We start from the raw sequence: 24,244 nt of genomic DNA, 5'->3' as shown, positions 1-24,244 counted from the left end.
CCTCATGGCGAAGCGAATCGACGTCAGCGGACTGTCCGCCTTCTACGGCAGCCACAGGGCCATCGACGACATCTCGATGACCGTCGAACCCCGCTCGGTGACGGCCTTCATCGGTCCCTCCGGCTGCGGCAAGTCCACCTTCCTGCGCACCCTCAACCGCATGCACGAGGTCACCCCCGGCGGCCGCGTCGAGGGCAAGGTCTTGCTGGACGACGAGAACCTCTACGGCGCCGGCGTGGACCCCGTCGCGGTCCGCCGCACGGTCGGCATGGTCTTCCAGCGCCCGAACCCCTTCCCCACCATGTCGATCTTCGACAACGTGGCGGCGGGCCTGCGGCTGAACGGCAACTTCAAGAAGGCCGAGCTCGCCGACATCGTCGAAAGGTCCCTCCAAGGCGCCAACCTCTGGAACGAGGTCAAGGACCGCCTCAGCAAGCCCGGCTCCGGCCTCTCCGGCGGCCAGCAGCAGCGCCTGTGCATCGCCCGCGCCATCGCGGTCGAGCCCCAGGTCCTGCTGATGGACGAGCCCTGCTCGGCCCTGGACCCGATCTCCACCCTGGCGATCGAGGACCTGATCGGCGAGCTGAAGGAGCGCTTCACGATCGTCATCGTGACGCACAACATGCAGCAGGCTGCCCGCGTCTCCGACCGGACCGCCTTCTTCAACCTCTCGGCGGTCGGCCAGCCCGGCAAGCTCATCGAGATCGACGACACGGACCGGATCTTCTCCAACCCGTCCGTGCAGGCGACCGAGGACTACATCTCGGGCCGCTTCGGCTAGAGCGAGATGTGCGAGACGTCCCGGGGTGCTGCATGGCGGTGCCACCGCGGGACGGAAGAAAGAAAGAGGGCCGGCTCCCCCTGGGTGGGGGGAGCCGGCCCGCTCTCGTGTCCGTACGGCCGGACCCGGCCTGGCTAGCCGAAGGCCAGGTTCACGATCCAGAAGCTGACCGCGGCGACCAGCGCCGCGGCGGGCATGGTGATGAACCAGCCCAGGATGATGTTCTTGGCGACGCCCCAGCGCACCGCGTTCACGCGCTTCGTCGCACCCACACCCATGATCGCCGAGGTGATCACGTGGGTGGTGGAGATCGGCGCGTGGAAGAGGTAGGCCGAGCCGAACATGATCGAGGCACCGGTGGTCTCCGCCGCGAAGCCCTGCGGCGGGTCCAGCTCGATGATCTTGCGGCCGAGCGTGCGCATGATGCGCCAGCCGCCCGCGTACGTACCCAGCGACAGCATCACCGCACAGGCGACCTTGACCCACACCGGGATCGCGTCGTCGGCGGACTGGACGTCGGCGATGACCAGGGCCATCACGACGATGCCCATCGTCTTCTGCGCGTCCTGCAGACCGTGGCCGAGCGCCATCGCGGCCGCCGACACCGTCTGCGCGATACGGAAGCCGTGCTTCGCCTTGTGCGGGTTGGCCCGGCGGAACATCCACAGGATGACCACCATCACCAGGTAGCCGGCGACCAGACCGACGACCGGCGAGACGAACATCGGAATGACGACCTTGTCGACCACGCCCGACCAGATCACCTCCGTGCCGCCGGCCAGGGCCGCACCCACCATGCCGCCGAAGAGGGCGTGCGAGGAGGAGGAGGGCAGGCCGAAGTACCAGGTGATCAGGTTCCAGACGATCGCGCCGACCAGCGCCGCGAAGAGGATCCACATGCCCGTGGCACCGTGCGGCGTCTCGATCAGACCCTGACTGACCGTCTTGGCCACCCCGCTGCCCAGGAAGGCGCCGGCGAGGTTCATCACCGCGGCCATCGCCAGGGCGGCGCGCGGGGTCAGCGCACGCGTCGAGACCGAGGTCGCGATCGCGTTCGCCGAGTCGTGGAAACCGTTCGTATATGTGAAGCCGAGCGCGACACCGATGGTCACGACCAGAGCGAAGGTGTCCACGAGGTTCAGGACTCCTTGACCGCGATGGTCTCCACCGTGTTCGCGACGTGCTCGAACGCGTCGGCCGCCTCTTCGAGCACGTCGACGATCTGCTTGAGCTTCAGCACCTCGATGGCGTCGTACTTGCCGTTGAAGAGGTGCGCGAGCAGCTTGCGGTGGATCTGGTCGGCCTGGTTCTCCAGACGGTTGACCTCGATCCAGTACTCGGTGAGGTTGTCCATCGTCCGCAGGTGCGGCATCGCCTCGGCGGTCAGCTCCGCCGCCCGCGCCAGGACCTCGATCTGCTGCTCGACGCCCTTGGGGAGCTCCTCAACGTTGTAGAGGACGACGAGGTCGACGGCCTCCTCCATGAAGTCCATGATGTCGTCGAGCGACGACGCCAGGGAGTAGATGTCCTCGCGGTCGAACGGCGTGATGAAGGAGGAGTTCAGCTGGTGGAAGATCGCGTGTGTCGCGTCGTCCCCCGCGTGCTCCGCCGCCCGCATCCGTTCCGCGATCTCGGCCCGGGCGGACGAGTCCGCTCCGAGCAGTTCCATCAGGAGCTTGGAGCCCGTGACGATGTTGTCCGCGGATGCGGCGAACATGTCGTAGAAGCTCGTCTCCCTGGGGGTCAGACGAAATCGCACGTGAGGTCCTCGGGGTGCATTGGATTCGGTCAGGCTGATGCTAGGCGCATCCCCCGGCCACGGCTAACCGGCAGTTCCCCAGTGTCCTCCATCAGGCAGAGTGTGGAACACGGGCCCCTGCTCCTCGGGCGCGAGCCCGGTAACCTATACCCATGAGGGGTATACATCCCCTCGTTCGTTCGACCACGGGAGGACGTATGACGACCATCGAGGCGGAGGGCACCGGAGCCGGCACCGGCACGGCGGCCACCCCCGGCACCTCCCACGACGGCGGGGCCGTCCACGGCTACCACCACCAGAAGGACGAGCACCTCAAGCGGCTGCGCCGGATCGAGGGCCAGATCCGCGGCCTCCAGCGGCTCGTCGACGAGGATGTCTACTGCATCGACATACTCACCCAGGTCTCGGCGAGCACGAAGGCACTCCAGTCCTTCGCGCTCCAGCTGCTGGAGGAGCACCTGCGCCACTGCGTCGCCGACGCGGCGGTCAAGGGCGGAGGCGAGATCGACGCCAAGGTCGAGGAGGCCACCAAGGCCATCGCTCGGCTCCTGCGCACCTGAGCGGTCCGTCCCCGCCCGCCGGCGGCGGGCGGGAGCTACCGGCCCAGCAGGACTTCGTCGATGCGATCCAGGCTCAGCCGGTCCTCGGCGGCCGCGGACGCGGCGATGATCAGCTCACCGCACAGTTCGATCTCGGCGAGCGCCACGTGGTCCTGCACCGTCGTACCGCCTGCGGGAGTCACGCGTGTCACCTCAATCTGCCACCGGCCACCGGCCGTCGTCGGTCATGCCGCACCACCTGCCGGCGCCCGGCTTCTCAGCGTAGGGAGGACGTCCCTCCCCCCGCATGACACGGATGGACCATTTCCGGATACCCGGCCATGGCCCGATCGCGCCGCTCCCGACCCGCCCGCCCCGCTAGTCGGCGATCTTTCCGGCGTAAATGTCCCCGCTCGCGGGCAATACGACGGTCACCGGTGTCCCGAATCCGTACAGGAGCGTGGTCGAGGACACATCGATCACGCCATTGTTGACGTAGGTGAAGCGGTGCCTGACCTTCCGCAGCCGCCCCTCCTCGTCCAGGTAGGCGTCGAAGGGCACCGTGTCCTCGCTGAACCCTTTCGCCGCCGCCTCCAGCGCCCCGCGCATCTGCGCCGGCGCGCTTCGGGCGGCCCGTCCGATGTCGGTGGTCCCCCGGTAGTGCCGCACCTTCGTGCCCGCCACCTCGGTAACCCCCACGTACGTCACCTCCTGCGCGACCCGCAGCAGCTCGGCCGCGACCAGCGGGTCGGTGGCGCCGCCGGTGACCAGGTTCCCGTCGGCGAGGGTCGTCGTGTCGATGCGCACCCACTTGTCGGCGGGGACGCCCGCCCCGCGGTTCTTCATGTAGAGAGCGCCGGGAACGAGGAGCTCGGTGATGGGCCGGTGCTCGTCCTCGCCCTTCACGTCGGCCGGGAGCAGCACCAGGAGCTGCCCCATCCGCTTCTTGAAGTCGACGCCGCCCTCGCCGCGGATGGTGACCCGGGTGCCGCCGGTGGCCATCTCCATGGCCGTACGGGCCCGGGCGCTGCCCGTGCGCGTCAGGGCGTCGGCGGCGCCGCGGACCGCCACCGACGCCTCCGCCGGGGACCGGTCGTCGCTTCCGCCGCCGCCGGCGCACCCGCCCGCCGCCGCGACCGCCAGGGTGACTCCGGCGGCGAGCACCACCTCAGCCGCGCGCCCGCGCAGCCGCCTGTGCCGGTGAACCACCATCGCCTGCCAACCCCCAACGCGTGACCGCTGTTTGCCCGAGGTCCCCACCCGCTCCGGTTAACGAGGCCCAGGGTTTCCCGTCACGGGGGCACACCGTGCCCGCATCCCGAGGTCCCCGGGTACCGTGGAGAAGTGGAACCGCACATCGACGCGACCCCGGCCCCTCCGCTCGACGCCGTACCGCCCCCGCGGCCGTGGTCGCAGCCACAGCCGCCGACCGCCCACACCACATCCACCGCCGACCGCGGATCGTTCTGCCTGGCCGTCTGCTCCTGCGGCTGGAAGGGGCCGGCCCGGCGCTCCCGCGACCTGGCCCGCAAGGACGCCACCGGCCACGCGGCCACGGGGGCCACCTAGGGCGGCGTCTCGCCCGTTCGGACGGCCCGGCTGGCCGGGGGGCGCCGCAGCGGATGCCCTGGACTCATGCCAGGTTCCGCAGCCCGCCTCGCGGCCCTCCTCTGGGCCCTGCTCCTCGTGTTCGCCCCGGCCGCCGCGGCAGCCGCTGCGTGGGCCAGGCCCGTGGGCTCGGCGGACGGCCCGGTCGACGTGGCCCTGGCCATCGGGCTCACCTCCGCCGCCGCCGTGGCCACCGGCCTGTGGCTGCGCTCCCGCCACCGCCGCGAGGGCGACACCGACGCGGGCGACCAGTGACCTCCCGGCCCCGCCCGCGGGCGGTCCTGGTGTGCTTCGGGGTGGCCGCGCTGTGCCTGCTGACGGCTGCGCTGCTCGCCGTGTGGGACTCGTACGGGACGGGCTGATACGGGAGGACAGGCCGATACGGGACGGGCCGCGCAGCCCTGGGAGGCCGCAGGCCCTGCGTCAGGCGGCGAGGTCGCTGTCCGGCGTGCGCCGGCCCGCAGGCGGGGTCTGCGGCTGGGCGAGGCCGACCGGCAGGGGCCGCGCCCGCTCCCCGGCCCGCACGAGCCGGCCGAAGCGCGGGGAGGCGGCCACCGCCCGGACGGCCGGGTTCAGCAGCGCCAGCGCGAGCGGCGCGAGGACGAGGGCGACGGCGGTGCCGAGCGCGAGGCCGCCGATCACGTCGGTCGGGTAGTGGACGCCCATGTAGACGCGGCTGAGGCCTTCGAGGAGGGCCAGCCCGATCCCGACGAGCCCGAGCTTGCGGTTGGCGACGAACAGCCCTACGCCCAGGGCCATCGCGACGGTGGTGTGACCGCTGACGAAGGAGTATTCGGTGTTGCCGAGTCCCGCGCCCCAGCCGGGGTCGAGGACCTGCAGCCCCTCGTGCTGGCGGAACGGCCGCTGTCGCCCGACCAGTTCACGCAGGGGCACGTTCACGAGCAGGGCCAGACCGGCGGCGAGGGGGGCCCACACGAGCGCGGTGAAGGTCTCGGCGGCCGCGGTCTCGTCCTGCCGGCGGGCGCCGCGCCAGCACCACAGCACCAGGAGCACCAGGGCCAGCAGGATCCCGTACTCGCCGGCCAGGCTCACGGCCGTGTCCAGCCACGACGGGGCGCGTCGGGCCGCGCCGTTGACCTCGTACAGCAGGCTGACATCCACGTTCGGCCCACCTGTTGTGAGTCCAGCCATGGTGACGCGGCCCCTTGCTCTTGCCGTGGTTCCCCTGCGGGCGCACCCGGGTGTGCGCCCCTTCGACACCCACTTGATCAACCCCCGCGTTCATGGAACGCCCGTTCTGGCGACCGGGTTCCACTCTCCACCGAATGATCACGGCAACGTTATCGAAGAGTGACTGGTCGTCGCAGCTCAGGGCCTTTGCATCACGGAGAGTTGCTACGCCGGCCGGCCGGCGGCCGACCGCCCCGGAAGGGCTTCCGCCCCGTCCTTCGTCACGCGGGTCGCTCCGAAGTAGTCGGGCGTGTCGATCTTGTCGAAGCGGATGACCGCCCCGGTGTAGGGCGCGTTGATCATGTATCCGCCGCCCACGTAGAGCCCGACGTGCCGGATCTCCCGGGAGTTCGTCAGATCATCGGAGAAGAACACCAGGTCTCCGGGCAGGAGTTCGGCACGCGAGGGATGCGAACCGGCGTTGTACTGGTCGTTGGCCACGCGCGGCAGCTCGATCCCGACCGTCTCGTACGCGGCCTTGGTCAGCCCCGAGCAGTCGAACCGCCCGCCCTGGTCGGGCGTACCGTTGCCGCCCCACAGGTACGGCGTGCCGAGCTGCTTCTGCGCGAAGTAGATGGCCCCGGCGGCCTGTTGCGAGGGCGCCACCCGGCCCACGGGCCGCGCGAAGCTCTTCGCCAGCGTCGTGATCGCCTTCACGTACCCCTGGGTCTCCTTGTACGGCGGCACTCCCCCGTACTTGATGACCGCGTAGGCGCCGGCGTTGTAGGCGGCCAGCATGTTCGACGTCGCGTCACCGGGCACGCTCCGCACGTCCTTGGCCAGCTCGCAGTCGTACGAAGCCGCCGAGGGGATCGCATCGTTCGGGTCCCAGATGTCCCGGTCCCCGTCCCCGTCCCCGTCGATTCCGTGGCCGGCCCAGGTGCCCGGGATGAACTGCGCGATGCCCCGCGCGTCCGCCGGGCTGACGGCACTCGGGTTCCAGCCGCTCTCGGAGTACAGCTGCGCGGCGAGCAGCGGCGGGCTGATGGCCGGGCAGAGACTGCCCCACTTCTCCACCAGCGCCTGGTACTTCGCGGGCACCGCCCCCTTGGTCAGGCCCACGGCACGGCCGCCGGCGCCCGATCCGGCGAGCCCCGCCGCCGCCGAGTACGTCCCCACGACGAGGAGCGCCACGAAGGTCAGACACAGCCCGATCCCGATCCCGCCTGCCATCCAGAATCTGCGCACCCGTCAACCCTCCCCCATGTCCGTCACCTTCACGTGCGAATCGCCCGTGTCGCCGGATCCGCTACTCCACTTACTCCACTTACTCCACTCGGAAGCCCGTGCAGTGGATGCTCGCGTACTTCGTAGGGTCATCCTCGACGTGGTAGAAGACCAGCGTCCAGTCCCCCGGGTCGTTGGCCAGGGGCACGCCGGGGTACGTCTTGCCGTTCACGTGCTCCGCGAAGTCGTCCGGGTACGTGAGCGTCAGGTATTCGCCCGTCTTCCACTTGCCGTAGACGTCGACGGGCTTGCTGGTGAAGCCCACGGACCGGTTGTCCATCGGGAACGGCCGACCCGTCTGCGGGTCGAGGTCGTGCGGGGCCCTGACCGCCACCGACACGTAGTACGGATCGGGTTTGGCCGGGCTGTTCTCGGCGTACTTGACGCGCATGCTGATCTTCACGGACTTGCCCGAAACCTCGGCGCCCGCCTGGAAGTCCGCACCCGGCGGCTTCTGCTCCGTCCCCAGGTTGCACGCGCCGGTGCCGTGCGCCGCGCGCTCCGGGTCGGTGGAAGGCAGCCAGAAGTAGTGCGAGATCTGGTTGCCCTCGATGTACTCGGCCGGCGGCTTGCCGGCGGCGCCCCCGGACGCAGAAGGCGCCGCGCCGACGCCTCCCGCGCCCGGAGTCCGGGCGGGCGTGCCGGCGGCACCCGCCGTGGCGTCCTCGCCCCGGCCGGCCCCACCGTCCTGTCCGCCGAACGGGACCAGCTTCCAGGCGGCCAGCGACAGGGCCGCGGCCACCGCCACGGCCGCCACCCACACGCCCGCCCGCCCACGCCCCGCCGGGGCCGTGGCCGGAGCCGGGGCCGCGTGGTCGGTCGGCGTGTAGCCGTACGGGAGTCCCGGCCCCTGCGTCCGCATCTCGTGCACCGGCACGGCCTCACCCAGCGCGCCCAGCCCCACGTACACGGGATCGTCGATCAGCGCGTCCCGTACCCCGCACCGGGCGATGACCTCCGGCAGGCCGGGCCGGGCCCCCGGGTCCTTCGCCACGCAGGCCTCGATCAGCGCCGCCAGGCCCGGCTCCACCCCGGCCACGTCGACCGGCTCGTGCACGGCCCGGTAGCTCACGCTCGTAGCGGCGCCCGTGCCGAACGGCGGCCGCCCGGTCGCCGCGTACGCGAGCGTCGCGCCCAGCGCGAAGACGTCCGCGGCGGCCCCCGCCTCGGCCCCGAGCAGCACCTCGGGCGCGGTGTACCCCGGCGTTCCGGGGGCCTGACCGTCCTGGGTGAGGGCCGTCTCGCCCACGCCGCGCGCGATGCCGAAGTCGATGAGCTGCGGGCCCTGCGCGCCCAGGATGACGTTCTGCGGCTTGAGGTCCCGGTGCGTCACCCCGTACGCGTGGACGCTCGCCAGCCCCTCCGCGAGGGCCGCGAACAGCCGGCGGCAGGTGTCCGCGGGCAGACCGCCGCGCCGCCCCACCGCATGACCGAGCGTGGGGCCCGCCACGTACTCGGTCGCCAGCCAGAACGGCGGCGCCGCCAGCGAGGCGTCGATCAGGTTCGCCGTGTACGCCGACCGCACGGCGCGCACGGTCTCGGCCTCCCGCCGGAACCGGGTCAGGGCCTCGGGGTGGCCCGTGATCTCGTCCCGGATCACCTTCACCGCGACCAGGCGCCCGCCGGGCGAGCGCCCGAGGTACACCTGCCCCATCCCTCCGGCGCCGAGCCGGGCCAACAGCGCGTGTGCCCCGATCCGGGCGGGGTCGACGTCTCTCAGGGGCTCCATTGGCACGAGCCTGCCATACCGACTCCCGTGCCTGGGCGCCGGGTTGAGACGGACAACGGCCGCGGCACCGACAGCCCCCGCGGGCTGTCTAATCCCCGGAGGATCAACGCGGACAGCCCTCAGCCGCGGGGCGCGACGTACAGGCTCTGCGCGCTGCGCCCGATCGGGCCCTTCTCGTCGTGGAGCTGCGCGTCCGCCAGGCCGATGCCGGCCGCGTCCACGCTCGTACGGGCCTGCACGCACGCCCATTCGCCCGCCGGGTGGCGGTGCAGGTGGACGGTCAGGTCGCTGTTGATGAAGACGTAGCGCCCGAAGTCCATCACCGCGCTGATCCCGTTGCCCGAGTCGGCGGCGATCAGCACCCGGTCCAGCGGCCTGGTCTCCTCCCCGCAGATCAGCGGCACCCTCATCCGCATCCAGCAGGTGCCGGGACCCGGTTCGACGAAGGCGCCCTCGGTGAACCGGGTCTCCATGGCCGAGTGGTAGCCGGTCTCCCACGGCACCGGGAAGAACGGCGTCACCTCCACCTCGCCCGGCGTCGGCAGCTGCGGCCCGCTCACCTCGGCCGGTACGGACTCCTCGGCGACCCGGATCCGCAGGGCCCGCGCCAGCATCACGGGCGCGGCGCCCACCGGGCCGAGCGCCGCCTCGACCACCTCGGTGCTGCGCCCGGAGCGCAGCACGCTGGTGGTGACCTCCAGCTCACCGATCGGCACCGGACGCAGGATCTCGTACGTGATCCGGGCGATCCGCATGTCGGCGCGCGCACCCGGCCGCTCCTCGACGGCCCGCCCGAGCAGCGCGGCCGGCGGACCGGCGTGCTGCGAGCCCGCGTCCCACGGCCCGCGCGTGTACTCGGTGGCCCGGAACCGCCCGGGGCCGACCCGCTCGAAGAACCCCTCGCACCCCTCGGCAGCACCCATACCCGTCACGCTACCGACTGGTAACCACGTCCACCAGCCCTCCGCGAAGGGTCACCGGGCCAGCCCCAACCCCACCCCCAGTCCCACCAGCACCGACCCGATGGCCCGGTTCAGCGCCTTCTGCGCCTTCAGCATCCGCTCGCGCAGACTGGAGACGGAGAAGAACACCGCCACCGCCCCGAACCACCCCAGGTGCGCCGCCGACATGAACAGCCCGTAGCCGGCCTGCTGCCACAGCGGCGTCCCCGGATCGACCACCTGCGTGAACGTCGACACCACGAACAACGTCGTCTTCGGGTTCAGCACATTGGTCAGGAACCCCGACCGCATCGCCCCCAGCCGGGTCAGCTGCGGCTTCGACTCCAGGTCCACGGTCACCTCCGCCCGCGCCCGGAAGGTCCTTATCCCGATCCACACCAGGTACGCCGCACCCGCCAGCTTGATCACGGTGAACAGCGCGGTGGAGGAGGCGATCAGCAGACCGACCCCCAGCATCGTGTACGAGACGTGGACCAGCACCCCGGCCGCGACCCCGGCGGCGGCGAACAGCCCCGTGGGCCGCCCGTAGAGATAGCTGTTGCGCACCACCATGGCGAAGTCCGCACCCGGACTGATCACGGCGAGCAGGGTGATGACGGCGACTGCGATCACTTCTGTCATACGGCGATGCTCGCCGCCCCCTCCTTCTAGATCAACCTCCCTTCCCCGGGAGACACTTGAGACAAGGATCTGCCACGGCCCCTCGCCCTGCGCCCCTTCCACCCGGCCGCCGACGCCCCCTCGCTGCGCATCCGGATCTCGGGTCCCACCGACCTCATGACCTGGGCCGGTGCGCACTTCCGCCGGCCGCTGGAAGACGCCCAGCTCACCGCGTACGCCGCCGAGCCCGGCCGCCGCGCGTGAACCGGGGTGTCCCCGGACGGCACCCCGCTCGGGCACGTATCCCTCGGCTTTCGACGAGCTGGCCCTCCCGGAGATCGGCCTGGGCGTGTGGACGCACAACACGGCGGCGCTGCGCATCTACGAGAAGCTCGGCTTCCGTACGACGGTGACCCTCGAAGCGGTCGATAGGGTCGACGGCGTGCCCTGGAGCGCCCACCAGATGCGCCTCACCGCGCCCGACCGGCGACAATGAAGGCGTGTCCCACAGCCTCCCCCTCCTGCGAGCCGACTGCGCGAACTGCTTCGCGCTCTGCTGCGTCGCCCTGCCGTTCGCCAAGTCCACCGACTTCGCGGTGAACAAGCCCGCCGGAACCCCCTGCAAGAACCTCCGGCAGGACTTCCGTTGCGGCATCCACACCCGGCTGCGCGACCAGGGCTTCCCGGGCTGCACCGTCTTCGACTGCTTCGGCGCGGGCCAGCAGGTCTCCCAGGTCACCTTCGGCGGCCGCGACTGGCGCACCCACCCCGAGACCCGCGAGCAGATGTTCGACGTCTTCCCGGTGATGCGACAGCTGCACGAGCTGCTCTTCTATGTGGACCAGGCGCTGGCCCTCCCCGACGCCGCCCCGGTCCATCCCGAGCTGCGGGGCGTGGTCGCCGAGACGGAGGAGTGGACGCGCGCCGACGCCGGCGCCCTCGCGGACCTGGACGTCACGGCCCTGCGCGGACGGATCAACACGCTGCTCCTGAAGACCAGCGAACTGGTCCGCGCCAAAGTCCCGGGCCGCAAGAAGAACCACCGCGGCGCCGACCTGATGGGCGCCCGCCTCTGCGGAGCGAACCTGCGCGGGGCGAACCTCCGCGGCGCCTACCTGATCGCCGCCGACCTCTCCCGCGCCGACCTCCGCAGGGCCGACCTGATCGGCGCGGACCTCCGCGACGCGAACCTGCGCGGCGCTGACCTCCGCGGAGCCGTCTTCCTCACCCAGCCCCAACTGAACGCGGCCCACGGCGACCCCGAAACCCACATCCCCCCGTCCCTGACCCGCCCCACCCACTGGACCTGACACCGCTCCCAGCCCGCCCGGCGGGTCCCGGGGCACGAAGCCCCGATCTCCAGCCCGTCGGCCCCCTCAGCCGCAGCCGCTTCCCCCAGCCCCGCCGGCGTTCGAGGCGCGGGAGCCCGGGAGCAGCGCCCCCGCAACGGCGCCGCACCCGGCAGAACAACAGAAGGCCCCCGCATCCGCCGAGCCCGCAGCATGCGAAGGGTCAGCCGGCCGACCCCGGAATCTCCTTCATCCGGTCGACCACGGTCCGGTTCACCACGGCACTGGTCGACACGACCGTGCCCGGCTTGATCAGCCCCTCCTCACCGGCCTCACCCTGCACCTGGACGACCCGCTCACCGAGGAACGCGAGCGTCTGCCGATCGAAGATCCACTCTTCCCGCTGCCCGGTCTTCTCCTCCAGCCGGGCGACCGCGATCCCGTGGCGGCCCGCGGCGTCGACCGCGTCGTCCACGGTCACCACACCGGGGATCTTCGCCGCGGCCTTGTAGAGCGCGGCCGTGAGCTCGGCCGGGGGATAGCTGGCGCGTAGGAGGTCGCCGATCGTGGTGAAGGCCTCCTGATCGGGTCCGGTGCCCATCCCCCGGGTCTCCTCGTAAATCTTCTTCAGGAGCACGTCGGGGTCGGTGGGCAGCCCCGAGAGGTAGTTGTGGGTCGGCGCGTTGAGGTACGGCGTCGGGGTCTGGCCCTTCTCGTCCTTCCCCGCCAGGGTCACACCCGCCGGGCCGGTGTTGCCGGGCTCGATCAGCCAGCCGTCGAGGCCGTCCGGGGAGTTCCACTGGTGGCGCATGTGCAGCTCTTCGCTGACCAGGGTGCTCTTGTCCCCGACGGTCTTCACGTAGGTGGTGGCCGTCTTGCTCCCGATGTAGATGAACTGGTCCGCGCGCACCTTCGGCGCGCCGCCGGTCGTGGCGGCCGCCAGGGAGATGCGGTCCAGGAGCTGCGGCGTGCCCTGGGCGTCGGCGGTGCCGATCCGCGTGGTCATCGCCGGACGCGTGGCCGTCGTGGAGCCGGTTCCGTCCGCGCCGCCCCGGTCCACGTAGGTGAGGAAGCCGGCGGCGAGCGCGCCCGCCAGGGCGAAGGCCCCGGCGGGCACGAGGATCGCACTGCGCAGGAAAGAGTTGCGCGCCCTTGTCCTACGAACGGTCGCGGGGCCGGCGTCGGCGGCTCGGAGGTCTTCGTGGATCTGGGCCATCAGTCGCTCCTTGTGGAACTGGTGGCGGCCCGCGGGAAGTTCCCGTTCGGTGAACGGCAGGGGGAGCGAGTTCTCCGCCCGGCCGGCCGGGCGGCGCCGGAAGAGGTCGGCGTTCATCAGATTCCCTCCTGTGCGGACCGGACCGCCTTCGCGCGGTCCTCGTATGTCTGTCGGGACCGGGCCGCGAGTTCCCGTCCGTTCTTCTTCAGTTCCGCGTCGGCGAGCCTGCGCAGCTTCGTACGGGCCCGCGACAGCCTGGACCGTACGGTTCCCACCGGAATGCCGAGGACCCGGGCGGCTTCGGCGTACTCAAGGCCCTCGCACAGGCACAGCAGCAGGACTTCACGCTCGGGCCGGCGCAGTGCGCTCAACTGCGTCAGCGTGGCCGCGATCTGCAGCCGGTCGTCCAGCCGCCCGGCCACCTCGTCGGCGTGATCGGGCACGGCCGCGGAACCGGCCGCCGCCGCGGCCACCGCGGCGGCGGCCCGGAAGCGGCGGTTGCTGCGGCAGTGGTTGCGGGCGATGTTGGTGGTGATCCCCAGGAGCCAGGGCCGGAGGGAGCCGCCCTCGGGATCGACGGTGCCGCGCAGCCGCCACGCCTCCAGGAAGGCCGCCGACATGACGTCCTCCGCGACGGCCCAGTCCCCGGTCATCCGGAAGGCATGGTTGTAGAGGGTGCGGGAGTAGCTGTCGAACAGCTCCGCATAGGCGTCCGGATCACCGGACCGCACCCGGGCTCGCATCTCTGTGGTCACTCCTGTCGGCTGTCCGGCACCCCGGACGGAGTTCCCGTGACCCGCGTCATAGCCGCCGGACCGCGGCCCGTACGGGCGTGTCCTTCTCCGACGGTGGCACCGGCCCGCTCGCCGTCATGCGCGAGAACGGCCGTGAGATCCAGTTGAGCCGCCGCGCAAGCTGCCCGCACCGAAGCTCTCCGGGACACCGCCGTGTTCCGGGAAGTGCTGCCGGGCATCGACCTCGCGGCCCAGGAGCAGCACCCTACGAACCACTCGCCGCCCGACCGCCCCCAGGCACGGGCAGGGCACGCCACAACCAGGCCGCCACCCCGGCGCCCCGCGATCACCCGCCCGCAGCCCGGCGGCCAAGCCCCCACGCCCCCCATCAGGCCGATCAGACCGATCAGGCCGATCACACAGCCGTTCCCCTCCCCACCCGCGCCAGAAAGCCCCGCACGGCGGCGAAGTACCCCTCCGGGTCCCCCACCCGCACCGCGTGCCCCGCCGGCAACTCCACCAGCCGCACCCCCGCCCTCCGCACCGTCATCTCCCGCGCGTGCTCCGCCGACAGCACCCCGCTCCGGTCCCCCCGCACCAGCAGCGTCGGCGTCCGCACCCGCAGCCAGTCCCCCCAGTGGTCACCGTTCAGCCCGTGCTGGGACTCGACCATGTCCTCCACCTCGAACGCGGCCCCCCACCCGTCCGGGTACTCCCTGACCGCCCCCTCCAGATACGGCGCGGAACTCCCCACCCCCGCCAGGAACCCGGCCCGGGTCGTGGCCCGCCGCGGCCAGGACCGCGCGAACGACAGGTCGCCGTCGACCACCGCACCGATGTCCTCGACCACCACCGCCCGCACGAGGTCCGGCCGCCGCGCGGCCAGCTGGTAGGCGTTGACCCCGCCCAGCGAATGCCCCAGTACCACCGCCGGCCCCAGCCCCACGTGCTCCAGCAGCGCGGCCGCGTCCGCGACGTACCCCTCCCGCGCGTACTCCCCCGCCCGGTCGGAATCCCCCTGCCCGCGCTGGTCCAGGGCGATCACCCGCCACGCCGGGCCCACCTCGCGGGCCAGCCGCTCGAAGTCCGCCCCCGAGCCGAAGTGCCCGTGCAGCGCCAGCAGCGGCGCCCCCGGCCCGCCGAAATCCGTATAGGCCAGGCGCCGCCCGTCCCGCGCCACCATCACCCCGGGCAGCGGCCCCAGCTTGTCGATCACGCGCTGCCGCAGCAGCTGGTACTCCTCCCACCGCCGCTTCAGCCGCCCGCCCGGCCGCTTCACCGACCGCCCGGGCGTCACCGTCTCACCCCGCCGGAACTGCTCCCGCGTCAGATCGACGCGGATGCCCCCGGGCAGCAGGTTCCACCAGTGGTAGCCCTCCTGCCGCCCCTCGTGGAACACCTCCCCCAGCACCAGGTCCCCGCCCACGAGGTCCTGCACGACCAGGGCCGTGATGTCACATTGCCCCCAGGCCGGATTCTCCGGAGTCCAGGGCACCCGGCTGATGTCGGCCGGCTCGGCGGTCTCGGCGGACCATCCCGCCCGAATGGCCGCTTCGAGATCAGCAAGAGTCCAGGTAGTCGTCATCCCCTCAGCGTGCCGCACCCCACTGACAACGCGGCGCCTTCACGGATTGATGACCGCGGCCCAACCCCGGGTGCAGGTCAGCGTCAGTGTGCACGAGGTCTCGAAGACGGCCCCGGCCGTGGTGAGCACCTTCACGTAGACCCGGTCGGCGACCTTGACGGCCACCCCGCAGGCGTTTCGCGGATACCCCGGCGTCTGCCGGTTGCTGGTCAGGTCCTTCCATGCACCGGCACCGGTCGGCGCGCTCCGGTAGCCGACGTACGTCCGGCCCCGGCTCAGCGCCGCGCTGTACTCGGCACCCGACATCGACCCCGGCACCCCGGCCGTGTCGATGTCCACTCACGGCCCCGGCGGCCCCGGCGGCCCTGCCTGACCCCGCTCGGCCTTCGGTGTCGTCCCCCCGCGCTGCGCCGGACAGACCGTACCCCGGCCACCCGGCGCCCCCGTCCGCTTGCCCTTCGCGGCAGCGGGCCCGGTCTTCCCGCACACCCCGGCCGGGCCCGTGCGCCGAACCGCCCTGCACGCGGAACCCATCGATCGCCCCCCGCGTCGTCCTACCTGACGACGTGGAGCTTCACCCGCGAACCCGCGTACAGATGGAATACTGACGGAATGTCGGACTTATGTCAGCGGCTCGGCCCAACGACACGCGACCCGCTGCTCCGAACGGCGGCCCCTCGCCCCGCCCCCCGTACGCCGAGAGGACAATCATTGCCCGGCGTCACCCCCCGTGATACACAGAGTGACCGCACGTTCTTGCGGATGGACGGCAGCCCGGCCCAGGTCAGAGCGCGGAAGCCGGTCGCGGGCCGCGAGATCGGGTAAAGAGAGCCGACAAGTCGACGACGGCGGCGGTTTCATCAGCGAAGATAGTGCGTGACCCCTGCCGTCGGGCAGCGGGCCTCCGGAACTACCCATACAGGGGCGGTGAGTTACATGATCCTGGCAGCCGAAAAGGGCGACATCACCACCATCATCGGCGGAATCGCCCCGAACTGGGGGCCGTTCGGCAGTCTCGGCAACGAAGCGAAGGTCATGATCGAGGTGGTCATGGCCGTGGCGATCCTCCTCTGCCTCGGCATCGCCATCTGGGGCGCGGCCAAACAGCGCATCGGCGCGACCGCCCTGCGCGACACGTTCAGCGCGGAACAGGGCAAGGGCCTGATCGTGGCCGGCCTCACGGGCGTCTTCATCATCGGCTCCCTCGGCACGCTCTTCACGATCGTCTACGGAATGGCCGTCTAGCCGGACCGACCACCGGTGGCCCCGACCTGATGGGGACTCACCACACCGCATCCACGCGGGAACCAGCGCTACCGTCGTACGACGCGGAGGGGGCGGAAACGGAATGAGCAACGACGACCAGTACGGCGGCGCCGACTACGGCGAGGTCGGCGGCACGGGCCAGACCCGCACCCGCCTCCCGGACGCCCCCGCCGACCCGTACGGCCCCGCCCGCCGCACCTCCCGCGCCTCCCGCAGCCTGGTCACCGTGGTCGGCGTGGTGGTCCTCCTGATCGCCGCCATCGCGTTCGCGAACCAGGCCCCGGACACCCCCGACGCCAAACCCTCGGACGACACCCCGTCCGCCACCTCCACCACCCCCACCGGCACCGATCCCGTCACCGGCAAGACGGCCGGCATCCCGAAGGGCTTCACCCACGACGAACAGGGCGCCCAATCGGCCGCCGCCAACTACGCCGTGGCCCTCGGCTCCGACGGCATGTTCGACGCCGCGCGCCGGCGAGCGATCGTCCAGGCCGCATATTTGCCCGACGTGGCCGCCGCGCGCCAGGACGACCTCGACAAGATCTACGCGGACAAGGACTTCCTGGCGCGGATCGGGCTCGATGCCGCGGGCAAGGCTCCAAAGGGCCAGACGTTCATCTCCCGCATGAACCCCGTGGGTACGAAGGTGGATAAGTTCACCGGCGACACCGCCACCGTCTCCGTCTGGTACTCGGCGCTGTTCGGCCTCGCCGGGGAAGGTTCGAAGAACCCCGTCTCCGAGAGCTGGTACACGAACACCTTCGAGCTCAAGTGGCTCAACGGCGACTGGAGAGTCTCCGACTTCACGCAGAAGGACGGCCCCGCCCCCGTGGGCAGGGACCAATCCGCTGCCTCGGCGGAGGAGATGGCCGCGGCGGTTTCACAGTTCGGGGGGTTCACCTATGCGCGCTAGCCGTCGCGGCTTGCAGGTCACGGCCGTCATGGCAGCCGTGCAGACCGCAGCAGTACTCCTGGCCACCCGTGCTGTGGCCGCCCCCACGCCGAGCGCCACCCCAAGCCCTCAGCCGAGCAACAACCCCTGCGACCTCATCCGCGGCCCCGCCAAGGACTACTGCGAGCGCGGCGAAGGCGGCGGAGCCCCCCGCACCGGCCTCGCGCCCAGCGACCCGGCCGACGCCCTCAACCCCCTCGCCTCCCTCGCCAAGGGCTGCGCCGACGCCGCAGCCTGGATCGTCACCAAGCTCAGCGAAGCGGTCAAGGGCAGCGCCAACGTCGACTTCACCAACGCCACCTTCCTCAAGCAGTACGCCGTCGTCTTCGCCGCATCCACCATCCTCACGCTCGTCCTGTGGCTCTTCGCCGTTGCCAAGCGAGCCGTCCGCGGCGTCCCCCTCACCACCGCCATCTCCGAAGCCATCGGCTTCCTCTGGCTCACCGTCCTGGCCTCCGCGTTCACCCCCCTGATCCTCTACACCGTCGTCTCCGCCACCGACGGCGTCACTGAGGTCATCGCCTCCGCCACCGGCGGCCAGACCGACGTCTTCTTCGGCTCCTTCTCCGAAGCCCTCAAAAAGGGCGACGACATCGGCGGCGGCCCGATCATGCTGATCGTCGTCGCCCTCGTCACCGTCCTCGCCGCCGGCATCCTCTTCCTCGAACTCTTCATCCGGGCCGCCCTCCTCTACGTGGGCGCCCTCCTCGGCGTCGTCGTCTACTCCGGGCTCGTCGACCGCAACCTCTGGGGCCACGTCCGCCGCTGGGCCGGCATCATGATCGCCGTCATCCTCGTGAAGCCGGTCATCGTCATCGTCCTCGGCCTCGCCGGAGCCCTCACCGGCGAACAAGGGCCCAACGCCTTCTCCGCCGTCGTCACCGGCCTCTCCATCATCCTCCTGGCGATCTTCGCCTCCGCGATGATCTACCGCTTCGTCCCCGGCTTCGGCGACGAGATCGCCTCCGCCCGCGCGGGCCGCAGCAAGGCCACCGACGGAGCCCAGGCCGCCGCCGTCATCAGCTCCCCGGCCTCCCTCGTCTCCCAGGGCATCAAGACCCACAGCAGCCGCGGCGCCCACCGCGGAGGCGACGGCGGCGGCAGCGCGCCCCGCCCCGCCAACCCCCTCTCCGGAGGCGTGGCCGCCCACAGCAGCCGCCCCACCTCCGGCGGCGGGGCCGGCGGCGGATCTGTCCCCTCCGCCGCACCCCCGCCCCGCACGAGCTCGAGCACGAGGAACACAGGAGGTGACGGGCGTTGACGACCCAGTCCCACCAGCTGCACCCGGTCGCGCCCCGCCGCACGTATCTCATCGGCCGCGCCCGGCCGAACGCGATCGTCGGCAAGAACCGCGAGACCGGCGAGATCGCCCTCATCATCACCGGGGCGTTCTTCGGCATGATGAGCGGACTGCTCGTCCCCGACCTCACCCTGCGCATCGTCAGTCTCGTCGGCTTCCCGCTCCTCGCGCTCGCCGCCGTCTACGTCCCGTACAAGGGCCGCACCTTCTACCGCTGGTTCGAGATCAGCCGCAGCTACAAGCGCATTCTGCGCCGCGGCACCACCTACCGCTCCGGCGCCATGGAAGCCGGCATCCGCGCCGCCGACGGCCGCGAGGTCGAAGTCGGCCCGCCCCCCGGCATCGGCCGCATCAACTGGCTCGCCGCCCCCTTCGGCCCCGACGAGATCGCCGTACTCCTCCACGCCGACCGCCGCACCGTCACCGCCGCCATCGAAATCGAGGGCCCCGGCGTAGGCCTGCGCGACAGCGAGGACCAAGAAGCCCTCGTCGACCGCTTCGGCACCCTGCTCAAGCACGTCGCCAACGGCGACGGCTTCGTCACCCGCCTCCAGATGCTCGCCCGTACCCTGCCCGCCGACCCCGACGCCCACGCCAAGGACGTCGCCCAACGCGGTGACACCCGGGCCCCCGTCTGGCTGCGCGACTCCTACGACCAGCTCCAGTCGATGGTGTCCACCTCCTCCGAACAGCACCGCGCGTACCTCGTCGCCTGCATGCACTACACCCGCGACCTGGCCGCCGAAGCCGTCACCATCGCCCGCGCGACCACCCCCCACAAGGGCCGCAAGCTCGACCGCGACGCCGGCCTCGCCATCGTCATGGCCCGCGAGCTCACCGACATCTGCGCCCGCCTCGCCGAAGCCGACATCCGCGTCCGCCAGCCCCTCGGCCAGGGCCGCCTCGCCTCCCTCGTGCACTCCATGTACGACCCGGACCACCCCATCGACCACATCCAGGCCATGACCAAACGCAACGCCTGGCCGGCCGAGCTCGACGCGGTGGAACCCACCTTCCTCCAGGCCAAGACCCGCGAGTCCTCCACCCGCGCCCCCTGGTGCCACGCCACCGCCTGGGTCAAGGAATGGCCCATGACCCCCGTCGGCGTGAACTTCCTCGCCCCTCTCCTCGTCCACACCCCCGACGTCATCCGCACCGTCGCCGTCACCATGGACCTGGAACCCACCGAGGTCGCCATCGAGCGCATGCTCACCGAGAAGACCAACGACGAGGCCGACGCCTCCCGCGCCGCCAAGATGAACCGCACCGTCGACCCCCGCGACATCGCCGCCCACGGCAGGCTCGACCAGAGGGGTGAAGATCTCGCCAGCGGCGCTGCCGGAGTCAACCTGGTCGGGTACATCACGGTGTCCTCGCGTTCACCGGAGGCCCTCGCCCGCGACAAGCGGACCATCCGCGCCTCGGCCGGCAAGTCCTACCTGAAGCTGGAATGGTGCGACCGCGAGCACCACCGCGCCTTCGTCAACACCCTGCCGTTCGCCACCGGCATCCGACGCTAGCTGGAGGGAAGACCCGCCCATGCGAGATCCCATGACAGCGCTCACGGACGCCTTCACCAGCTTCCTCTTCGGCAAAGTCGAAACCACGCGCCTGCCCGTACGCACCTCCACCGGGCAGGCGCAAGCCGTCTACCTCCCCACCGCCGCCCCCGGCCTCGGCGACTCCGGCGTCATCATCGGCCGCGAGGTCTACAGCGGCAAGGGCTACATCTACGACCCCTTCCAGCTGTACGGACAGCAGCTCCCCGCCCCCCACTGGCTGGTCCTCGGCGAATCCGGCAACGGCAAGTCCGCCCTGGAGAAGACCTACGTCCTGCGCCAGCTCCGCTTCAAAGACCGCCAGGTCGTCGTCCTCGACGCCCAGGGCGAAGACGGCGTCGGCGAATGGAACCTCATCGCCCAGCAGCTGGGGATAACCCCCATCCGCCTGGACCCCATCGCCGCCAACGACTCCGGGATCCGCCTCAACCCCCTCGACCCGGCCATCACCGCGACCGGCCAGCTCGCCCTGCTCCGGACCATCATCGAAGTCGCCATGGGCCACGGCCTCGACGAACGCGCCGGCTTCGCCCTGAAGGTCGCCCACGCCTACGTCGTCGACACCATCCGCGACCGCCAGCCCGTCCTCACCGACATCGTCGAGCAACTGCGCCACCCCGAAGCCGAATCCGCGCTCGCCATGAACGTCGACATAGACGATGTCCGGGCCTGGGGCCTCGACGTCGCGCTCGTCATCGACCGCCTCGTCGACGGCGACCTACGCGGCATGTTCGACGGCCCCACGACCGTCGGCATCGACCTCGACGCCCCACTGATCGTCTTCGACCTCTCCCACATCGACCGCAACTCCATCGCCATGCCCATCCTCATGGCGATCGTCGGTGTCTGGCTGGAGCACACCTGGATCCGGCCCGACCGCAAGAAGCGCATCTTCCTCGTCGAAGAGGCCTGGCACATCATCAACAGCCCCTTCGTCGCACAGCTGTTCCAGCGCCTCCTGAAGTTCGGCCGCCGCCTCGGCCTGTCCTTCGTCGCCGTCGTCCACCACCTCTCCGACGTCGTCGACGGCGCCGCCGCACGCGAAGCCGCGGCCATCCTCAAGATGGCCTCCACCCGCACGATCTACGCCCAGAAAGCCGACGAGGCCCGCGCCACGGGCCGCGTACTCGGCCTGCCCCGCTGGGCCGTCGAGATCATCCCCACCCTCACCCCGGGCATCGCCGTCTGGGACGTCAACGGCAACGTCCAGGTCGTCAAACACCTGATCACCGAAGCCGAACGCCCCCTGGTCTTCACCGACCGCGCCATGACCGAGTCCTCCACCCCGCCCCGCCTCCCCGCCGACCTCCTCGCCGCCGAACTGGAAGCGGAGGAACGCGCCCTGTCCATCGAACGCAGCCGCGGCAGCGGCAGCCCCGGATCCGCGACCACGGTGGCCTGACCATGCACGACGCACGACGTACGGATCCCTCCGCGCGCGGCGGCGGCGTCCCGGACGGCCTGCTGGTCGCCCTCCTGGCCTTCCTCCTCGGCCTGGCCGTCCTCGTCTGGACGGCCACCGGCCTGGCCGCGCTCTTCGCCAAGGGCTCCTGGCCCGCAACCGTCACCTTCACCCGCACCCCGGCGGCCGTCCGCGCCCTGATAGCGCAGCCCCACGACCTCCCGGGAGCCTGGCCGGACACCGACCCGGCGGCCCTCTCCGGCTGGGGCCTCTTCTGGGGCCTGTTCGTCAGCCAGCTGCTGATCCTCTTCGTCCTGACGGTCTTCGCGATCGGCGTGGTGGCCCGCACCAAGTCCCGCCGCGCCCTGGCGAAGCAGCCGGCTCCAGCCCCCGCACCGGCGCCGGCCGATCCCGCCCCGCCCGTGCCCCGTCCGGCCCCGCCGGCGTTCGAGGCGCGGGGGCCCGGGAGCAGCGCCCCCGGCAGCCTCCTCGCCTCATCCGTTCCCGTTCCCGCCCCGGCCGTTCCCGCCCCGGCGGCGCCCGCCGATCCAGCCCCGCCGGCATTCGAGGCACGGGAGCCCGGGGGCAGCGCCCCCGGCAACCCCCACCACGACGCCTACCGCTACGGCTTCGGCTACGCCCCCGCGCACGGGCCGCCAACCACCACCGTCACCCCTGCACCGACCCCCGCCCCGCACGGGCTCCTGTACGGCGGCCCCGACGACCGCCTGCGCGCCGCAGCCCAGCGCATCGGCGAGGCGGAGGGCGCCGCCCTGGTCGTGACGTCCTCCCCCACCCTCTGGACCGAGACCAAGGACGCCCGCGCCAAACTCGGCCCGGTGCTCCTCTACGACCCCTCCCACCTGTGCGACACCCCGGTCCGCATGCACTGGAACCCCGCCGACGGCTGCGCCGACCGTGACACCGCCGCCGCCCGCGCGATCGCCCTGCTGGCCCCCGTACGCCCACAGGCCCGGATGGACGAAGCCGTGGCCGACACCGCCGAGACACTCCTGCGCAGCTGGCTCCAGGCCGCCGCCCTCGACGACCGCCCGTTCAAGCAGCTCCACCGCTGGGCCCAGGGCAACAGCGGCCAGGACCCCGTACGCATCCTGCGCACCCACCCCCAGGCCGCCGCGGGCGCGGCGGGCGAACTGGAGAGTGCCCTCACCGCGCACCCGGAACGCCGCGAGCTCGCCCTGAACCTGACGGCCCGTGCCCTCTCCTGCCTGACCTCGATCCACATCCGCGAGGCCTGCAATCCGAACCGAACAGATGCCCTCACCTTGGCATCGTTCGTCGCCGAAGGGGGAACCCTTTACCTGGTGGGTGAAGCTCTGGAGGATCCCCGCACCCACCCGGGTGCGATGCCGTTGCTGACCGCACTCGCCTCTCACGTGGTCGAGCACGGCCGTCGCGTGGCCGCACGGTCATCCCACGGTCGGCTCGACCCACCACTGTCCCTCGTGCTGGACGACGTGGCGGCCGTGGCCCCGATCCCCCAGCTCCCCGAGCTGCTGACCGGGGACACGCTCCCCCTCCTCGCCCTGTGCCGCAGCCGCGAACAGGCCCGCTCCCGCTGGCCCGGAGCCGGCCTCTAGCCTGCGGGCCGCCGGAGCACGTACTCCAGCTCCATGGCACCCGGGTTCCCCGGCACCGGTACCACGACGCCGGTCGGCTCGAAGCCGTACTTCCGGTAGAAGGCGCCGGCCCGGCCGTTGTCCTCGTGCACGAAGAGCCGTACGCGCTCCAGGACCGGCTCCTGCAGCGCCCAGGCCCAGTCCAGGGCGGCCGCGAAAAGGGCCTCCGTCAGCCCGGTCCCGCGCTGCTCGGGCCGTACGAACACCCCGACCACATGGCCCTGCGTCCGCTCGACGTCCCGATCGAAGAAGTCGACGGTCCCGCCCTCCTCGACGAGAACGGTCACCGAGCCGTCCCACCGCCCGTCGGCGGCCTCGGCAACGAACTGCCGGGCCGCCCGACCGTGCGACGCCCCCTCGGCCCGCCCCTGCCAGAACTCGTCGGGGTGCCCCTCGGCCTGCTCGACCGTCTCGAGGAAAGCGACTGGAGCCGCAGGGTCCTTGAGCCCGACGATCCGCAGTTCCTTGACCTTCTCCCATTCATCGGCGCGCACCGCACGTATCACATGCTGGAGTTCGTTCATGAGCGGTGATCCTAACCGTGCAGCGGTCGGCCGGAAGAGCGCGCGGTGACGTGGGCGATGGCTCTGATGTGCGGATTCATGGATGAAGTCTCGCTGATGGGAGGACGGCGTGTACCGCTCCCAGTTCGTCACGGCCACGGGCCACGGCAGTCTCACCGCCCACCCGGGCGGCGCCCGCTGGCTCTGGGAGAGCCGCATATTCGGCGGAGCTGGCCCGCTTCGGAATGCAGTCACAGCACCCCTGAAACGCAGAAAAGCCCCGCACCGAACCCTGAAACGGGTTGGTGCGGGGCTTTCCCACAATGATTGTTCGGCGGCGTCCTACTCTCCCACAGGGTCCCCCCTGCAGTACCATCGGCGCTGAAAGGCTTAGCTTCC

The 24,244-nt window shown here is 71.5% G+C and carries 26 protein-coding genes, 1 rRNA gene and 1 pseudogene; 13 read left to right on the top strand and 15 right to left on the bottom strand.

The genetic code is table 11. From position 1 onward, the window contains the following. The first annotated feature begins 4 nt into the window (after nucleotides 1-4). Entirely contained in the window at nucleotides 5-781 is a 777-nt protein-coding gene (gene pstB / locus AB0F82_RS36365) for a phosphate ABC transporter ATP-binding protein PstB (RefSeq protein ID WP_356814846.1), read from the top strand. A 134-nt stretch (nucleotides 782-915) separates the two neighbouring features. Here pstB and AB0F82_RS36360 read toward each other — a convergent pair whose 3' ends face one another. Next, nucleotides 916-1,914: an inorganic phosphate transporter gene (locus tag AB0F82_RS36360; RefSeq protein ID WP_362635548.1), complete on the bottom strand. Its 999-nt coding sequence runs from the start codon at nucleotides 1,912-1,914 to the stop codon at nucleotides 916-918. Nucleotides 1,915-1,919: 5 nt separating this feature from the next. Then, nucleotides 1,920-2,540: a DUF47 domain-containing protein gene (locus tag AB0F82_RS36355; protein ID WP_028797706.1), complete on the bottom strand. Its 621-nt coding sequence runs from the start codon at nucleotides 2,538-2,540 to the stop codon at nucleotides 1,920-1,922. A 197-nt stretch (nucleotides 2,541-2,737) separates the two neighbouring features. On the opposite strand from AB0F82_RS36355, the gene AB0F82_RS36350 reads away from it, so the two are divergent. Next, nucleotides 2,738-3,100 (top strand): metal-sensitive transcriptional regulator, encoded by a 363-nt coding sequence (locus AB0F82_RS36350; protein ID WP_362635545.1) that lies wholly within the window; start codon nucleotides 2,738-2,740, stop codon nucleotides 3,098-3,100. A gap of 35 nt (nucleotides 3,101-3,135) precedes the next feature. Here the strand turns inward: AB0F82_RS36350 and AB0F82_RS36345 are convergent, their stop codons facing one another. Both AB0F82_RS36345 and AB0F82_RS36340 read right to left on the bottom strand, forming a co-directional pair. Continuing rightward, nucleotides 3,136-3,282, bottom strand: coding sequence for a hypothetical protein (locus tag AB0F82_RS36345; protein WP_167350610.1), 147 nt, complete (start codon nucleotides 3,280-3,282; stop codon nucleotides 3,136-3,138). A gap of 175 nt (nucleotides 3,283-3,457) precedes the next feature. Then, the gene (locus tag AB0F82_RS36340; protein WP_362635542.1) at nucleotides 3,458-4,291 is read right to left on the bottom strand and encodes a hypothetical protein; all 834 of its coding nucleotides are present in this window, start codon (nucleotides 4,289-4,291) and stop codon (nucleotides 3,458-3,460) included. A 132-nt stretch (nucleotides 4,292-4,423) separates the two neighbouring features. On the opposite strand from AB0F82_RS36340, the gene AB0F82_RS36335 reads away from it, so the two are divergent. Both AB0F82_RS36335 and AB0F82_RS36330 read left to right on the top strand, forming a co-directional pair. Then, nucleotides 4,424-4,648 (top strand): hypothetical protein, encoded by a 225-nt coding sequence (locus AB0F82_RS36335; protein ID WP_362635540.1) that lies wholly within the window; start codon nucleotides 4,424-4,426, stop codon nucleotides 4,646-4,648. A gap of 66 nt (nucleotides 4,649-4,714) precedes the next feature. Beyond that, entirely contained in the window at nucleotides 4,715-4,942 is a 228-nt protein-coding gene (locus AB0F82_RS36330; RefSeq protein WP_362635538.1) for a hypothetical protein, read from the top strand. Nucleotides 4,943-5,110: 168 nt separating this feature from the next. Here the strand turns inward: AB0F82_RS36330 and AB0F82_RS36325 are convergent, their stop codons facing one another. From AB0F82_RS36325 to AB0F82_RS36305, 5 genes are all read right to left on the bottom strand, one after another. Beyond that, nucleotides 5,111-5,839 (bottom strand): phosphatase PAP2 family protein, encoded by a 729-nt coding sequence (locus AB0F82_RS36325; protein ID WP_362635536.1) that lies wholly within the window; start codon nucleotides 5,837-5,839, stop codon nucleotides 5,111-5,113. A gap of 204 nt (nucleotides 5,840-6,043) precedes the next feature. Further along, nucleotides 6,044-7,051 carry a bifunctional lytic transglycosylase/C40 family peptidase gene (locus AB0F82_RS36320; RefSeq protein ID WP_362635567.1) on the bottom strand — a complete coding sequence of 336 codons (1,008 nt, stop codon included), beginning with the start codon at nucleotides 7,049-7,051 and terminating at the stop codon, nucleotides 6,044-6,046. Nucleotides 7,052-7,145: 94 nt separating this feature from the next. Continuing rightward, a complete protein-coding gene (locus AB0F82_RS36315) occupies nucleotides 7,146-8,834 on the bottom strand; it encodes a serine/threonine-protein kinase (protein ID WP_362635534.1) in 1,689 nt (562 codons plus the stop codon). 119 nt (nucleotides 8,835-8,953) lie between these two features. After that, on the bottom strand, nucleotides 8,954-9,757 hold the full coding sequence (locus tag AB0F82_RS36310; protein WP_362635532.1) for a thioesterase family protein: 804 nt from the start codon (nucleotides 9,755-9,757) through the stop codon (nucleotides 8,954-8,956). Between the two features lie 51 nt (nucleotides 9,758-9,808). Continuing rightward, entirely contained in the window at nucleotides 9,809-10,417 is a 609-nt protein-coding gene (locus AB0F82_RS36305; protein ID WP_356814837.1) for a LysE family translocator, read from the bottom strand. Between the two features lie 169 nt (nucleotides 10,418-10,586). Here AB0F82_RS36305 and AB0F82_RS36300 point away from each other — a divergent pair, with 169 nt between their 5' ends. Then, entirely contained in the window at nucleotides 10,587-10,892 is a 306-nt protein-coding gene (locus AB0F82_RS36300; protein WP_362635529.1) for a GNAT family N-acetyltransferase, read from the top strand. A gap of 4 nt (nucleotides 10,893-10,896) precedes the next feature. Then, nucleotides 10,897-11,706, top strand: coding sequence for a pentapeptide repeat-containing protein (locus AB0F82_RS36295; RefSeq protein ID WP_362635526.1), 810 nt, complete (start codon nucleotides 10,897-10,899; stop codon nucleotides 11,704-11,706). A 202-nt stretch (nucleotides 11,707-11,908) separates the two neighbouring features. Here AB0F82_RS36295 and AB0F82_RS36290 read toward each other — a convergent pair whose 3' ends face one another. The 4 genes from AB0F82_RS36290 to AB0F82_RS36275 form a co-directional block, all read right to left on the bottom strand. Next, nucleotides 11,909-13,018, bottom strand: coding sequence for a CU044_5270 family protein (locus AB0F82_RS36290; protein ID WP_362635523.1), 1,110 nt, complete (start codon nucleotides 13,016-13,018; stop codon nucleotides 11,909-11,911). Beyond that, the gene (locus AB0F82_RS36285) at nucleotides 13,018-13,644 is read right to left on the bottom strand and encodes an RNA polymerase sigma factor (RefSeq protein WP_362635520.1); all 627 of its coding nucleotides are present in this window, start codon (nucleotides 13,642-13,644) and stop codon (nucleotides 13,018-13,020) included. Before AB0F82_RS36285 ends, AB0F82_RS36290 begins: the two co-directional genes overlap by 1 nt. 406 nt (nucleotides 13,645-14,050) lie before the next feature. Then, nucleotides 14,051-15,220, bottom strand: a complete 1,170-nt coding sequence (locus AB0F82_RS36280) for an alpha/beta fold hydrolase (protein WP_362635517.1) — start codon at nucleotides 15,218-15,220, stop codon at nucleotides 14,051-14,053. 39 nt (nucleotides 15,221-15,259) lie between these two features. Next, nucleotides 15,260-15,559 (bottom strand): hypothetical protein, encoded by a 300-nt coding sequence (locus AB0F82_RS36275; protein WP_362635515.1) that lies wholly within the window; start codon nucleotides 15,557-15,559, stop codon nucleotides 15,260-15,262. 597 nt (nucleotides 15,560-16,156) lie between these two features. Here AB0F82_RS36275 and AB0F82_RS36270 point away from each other — a divergent pair. The 6 genes from AB0F82_RS36270 to AB0F82_RS36245 all read left to right on the top strand — a co-directional run bounded on the left by AB0F82_RS36270 (nucleotide 16,157) and on the right by AB0F82_RS36245 (nucleotide 23,303). After that, entirely contained in the window at nucleotides 16,157-16,465 is a 309-nt protein-coding gene (locus AB0F82_RS36270; protein WP_008742356.1) for a hypothetical protein, read from the top strand. 103 nt (nucleotides 16,466-16,568) lie between these two features. Continuing rightward, nucleotides 16,569-17,402: a hypothetical protein gene (locus tag AB0F82_RS36265; RefSeq protein ID WP_362635513.1), complete on the top strand. Its 834-nt coding sequence runs from the start codon at nucleotides 16,569-16,571 to the stop codon at nucleotides 17,400-17,402. A gap of 28 nt (nucleotides 17,403-17,430) precedes the next feature. After that, the gene (locus tag AB0F82_RS36260; protein ID WP_362635510.1) at nucleotides 17,431-18,702 is read left to right on the top strand and encodes a hypothetical protein; all 1,272 of its coding nucleotides are present in this window, start codon (nucleotides 17,431-17,433) and stop codon (nucleotides 18,700-18,702) included. Next, nucleotides 18,699-20,261 carry an SCO6880 family protein gene (locus tag AB0F82_RS36255; protein WP_362635507.1) on the top strand — a complete coding sequence of 521 codons (1,563 nt, stop codon included), beginning with the start codon at nucleotides 18,699-18,701 and terminating at the stop codon, nucleotides 20,259-20,261. The genes AB0F82_RS36260 and AB0F82_RS36255 overlap by 4 nt, the downstream gene beginning before the upstream one ends. A gap of 19 nt (nucleotides 20,262-20,280) precedes the next feature. After that, nucleotides 20,281-21,702 (top strand): ATP-binding protein, encoded by a 1,422-nt coding sequence (locus AB0F82_RS36250; protein WP_030659121.1) that lies wholly within the window; start codon nucleotides 20,281-20,283, stop codon nucleotides 21,700-21,702. Between the two features lie 2 nt (nucleotides 21,703-21,704). After that, the gene (locus AB0F82_RS36245) at nucleotides 21,705-23,303 is read left to right on the top strand and encodes a type VI secretion protein (RefSeq protein ID WP_362635504.1); all 1,599 of its coding nucleotides are present in this window, start codon (nucleotides 21,705-21,707) and stop codon (nucleotides 23,301-23,303) included. On the opposite strand, the gene AB0F82_RS36240 is transcribed toward AB0F82_RS36245, so the two are convergent. Further along, complete coding sequence (locus AB0F82_RS36240) at nucleotides 23,300-23,866, bottom strand: GNAT family N-acetyltransferase (RefSeq protein ID WP_362635502.1); 567 nt, start codon at nucleotides 23,864-23,866, stop codon at nucleotides 23,300-23,302. The genes AB0F82_RS36245 and AB0F82_RS36240 overlap by 4 nt on opposite strands. Nucleotides 23,867-23,966: 100 nt before the next feature. Here AB0F82_RS36240 and AB0F82_RS36235 point away from each other — a divergent pair. Beyond that, nucleotides 23,967-24,077 (top strand): annotated as a pseudogene (locus AB0F82_RS36235) (DUF3626 domain-containing protein); the annotation flags it as partial. A 97-nt stretch (nucleotides 24,078-24,174) separates the two neighbouring features. Here AB0F82_RS36235 and rrf read toward each other — a convergent pair. Continuing rightward, a 5S ribosomal RNA gene (gene rrf / locus AB0F82_RS38860) occupies nucleotides 24,175-24,244 on the bottom strand; the annotation flags it as partial.

It is taken from the genome of Streptomyces virginiae (genome assembly GCF_040638905.1).
GTDB classification, from domain to species: domain Bacteria; phylum Actinomycetota; class Actinomycetes; order Streptomycetales; family Streptomycetaceae; genus Streptomyces; species Streptomyces virginiae_B.
The sequence above is the reverse complement of the archived record's forward strand: the minus strand, read 5'-3'. Positions and strand labels throughout refer to the sequence as shown.

Coding starts and splice junctions, on each gene's coding strand:
- AB0F82_RS36330 (WP_362635538.1), top strand. CDS start 4,715: ATGCCAGGTTCCGCAGCCCGCCTCGCGGCCCTCCTCTGGGCCCTGCTC.
- AB0F82_RS36260 (WP_362635510.1), top strand. CDS start 17,431: ATGGCAGCCGTGCAGACCGCAGCAGTACTCCTGGCCACCCGTGCTGTG.
- AB0F82_RS36245 (WP_362635504.1), top strand. CDS start 21,705: ATGCACGACGCACGACGTACGGATCCCTCCGCGCGCGGCGGCGGCGTC.
- AB0F82_RS36265 (WP_362635513.1), top strand. CDS start 16,569: ATGAGCAACGACGACCAGTACGGCGGCGCCGACTACGGCGAGGTCGGC.
- AB0F82_RS36290 (WP_362635523.1), bottom strand. CDS start 13,018: ATGAACGCCGACCTCTTCCGGCGCCGCCCGGCCGGCCGGGCGGAGAAC.
- AB0F82_RS36350 (WP_362635545.1), top strand. CDS start 2,738: ATGACGACCATCGAGGCGGAGGGCACCGGAGCCGGCACCGGCACGGCG.
- AB0F82_RS36250 (WP_030659121.1), top strand. CDS start 20,281: ATGCGAGATCCCATGACAGCGCTCACGGACGCCTTCACCAGCTTCCTC.
- AB0F82_RS36340 (WP_362635542.1), bottom strand. CDS start 4,291: ATGGTGGTTCACCGGCACAGGCGGCTGCGCGGGCGCGCGGCTGAGGTG.
- AB0F82_RS36325 (WP_362635536.1), bottom strand. CDS start 5,839: ATGGCTGGACTCACAACAGGTGGGCCGAACGTGGATGTCAGCCTGCTG.
- pstB (WP_356814846.1), top strand. CDS start 5: ATGGCGAAGCGAATCGACGTCAGCGGACTGTCCGCCTTCTACGGCAGC.
- AB0F82_RS36315 (WP_362635534.1), bottom strand. CDS start 8,834: ATGGAGCCCCTGAGAGACGTCGACCCCGCCCGGATCGGGGCACACGCG.
- AB0F82_RS36270 (WP_008742356.1), top strand. CDS start 16,157: ATGATCCTGGCAGCCGAAAAGGGCGACATCACCACCATCATCGGCGGA.
- AB0F82_RS36285 (WP_362635520.1), bottom strand. CDS start 13,644: ATGCGAGCCCGGGTGCGGTCCGGTGATCCGGACGCCTATGCGGAGCTG.
- AB0F82_RS36305 (WP_356814837.1), bottom strand. CDS start 10,417: ATGACAGAAGTGATCGCAGTCGCCGTCATCACCCTGCTCGCCGTGATC.
- AB0F82_RS36240 (WP_362635502.1), bottom strand. CDS start 23,866: ATGAACGAACTCCAGCATGTGATACGTGCGGTGCGCGCCGATGAATGG.
- AB0F82_RS36310 (WP_362635532.1), bottom strand. CDS start 9,757: ATGGGTGCTGCCGAGGGGTGCGAGGGGTTCTTCGAGCGGGTCGGCCCC.
- AB0F82_RS36280 (WP_362635517.1), bottom strand. CDS start 15,220: ATGACGACTACCTGGACTCTTGCTGATCTCGAAGCGGCCATTCGGGCG.
- AB0F82_RS36320 (WP_362635567.1), bottom strand. CDS start 7,051: ATGGCAGGCGGGATCGGGATCGGGCTGTGTCTGACCTTCGTGGCGCTC.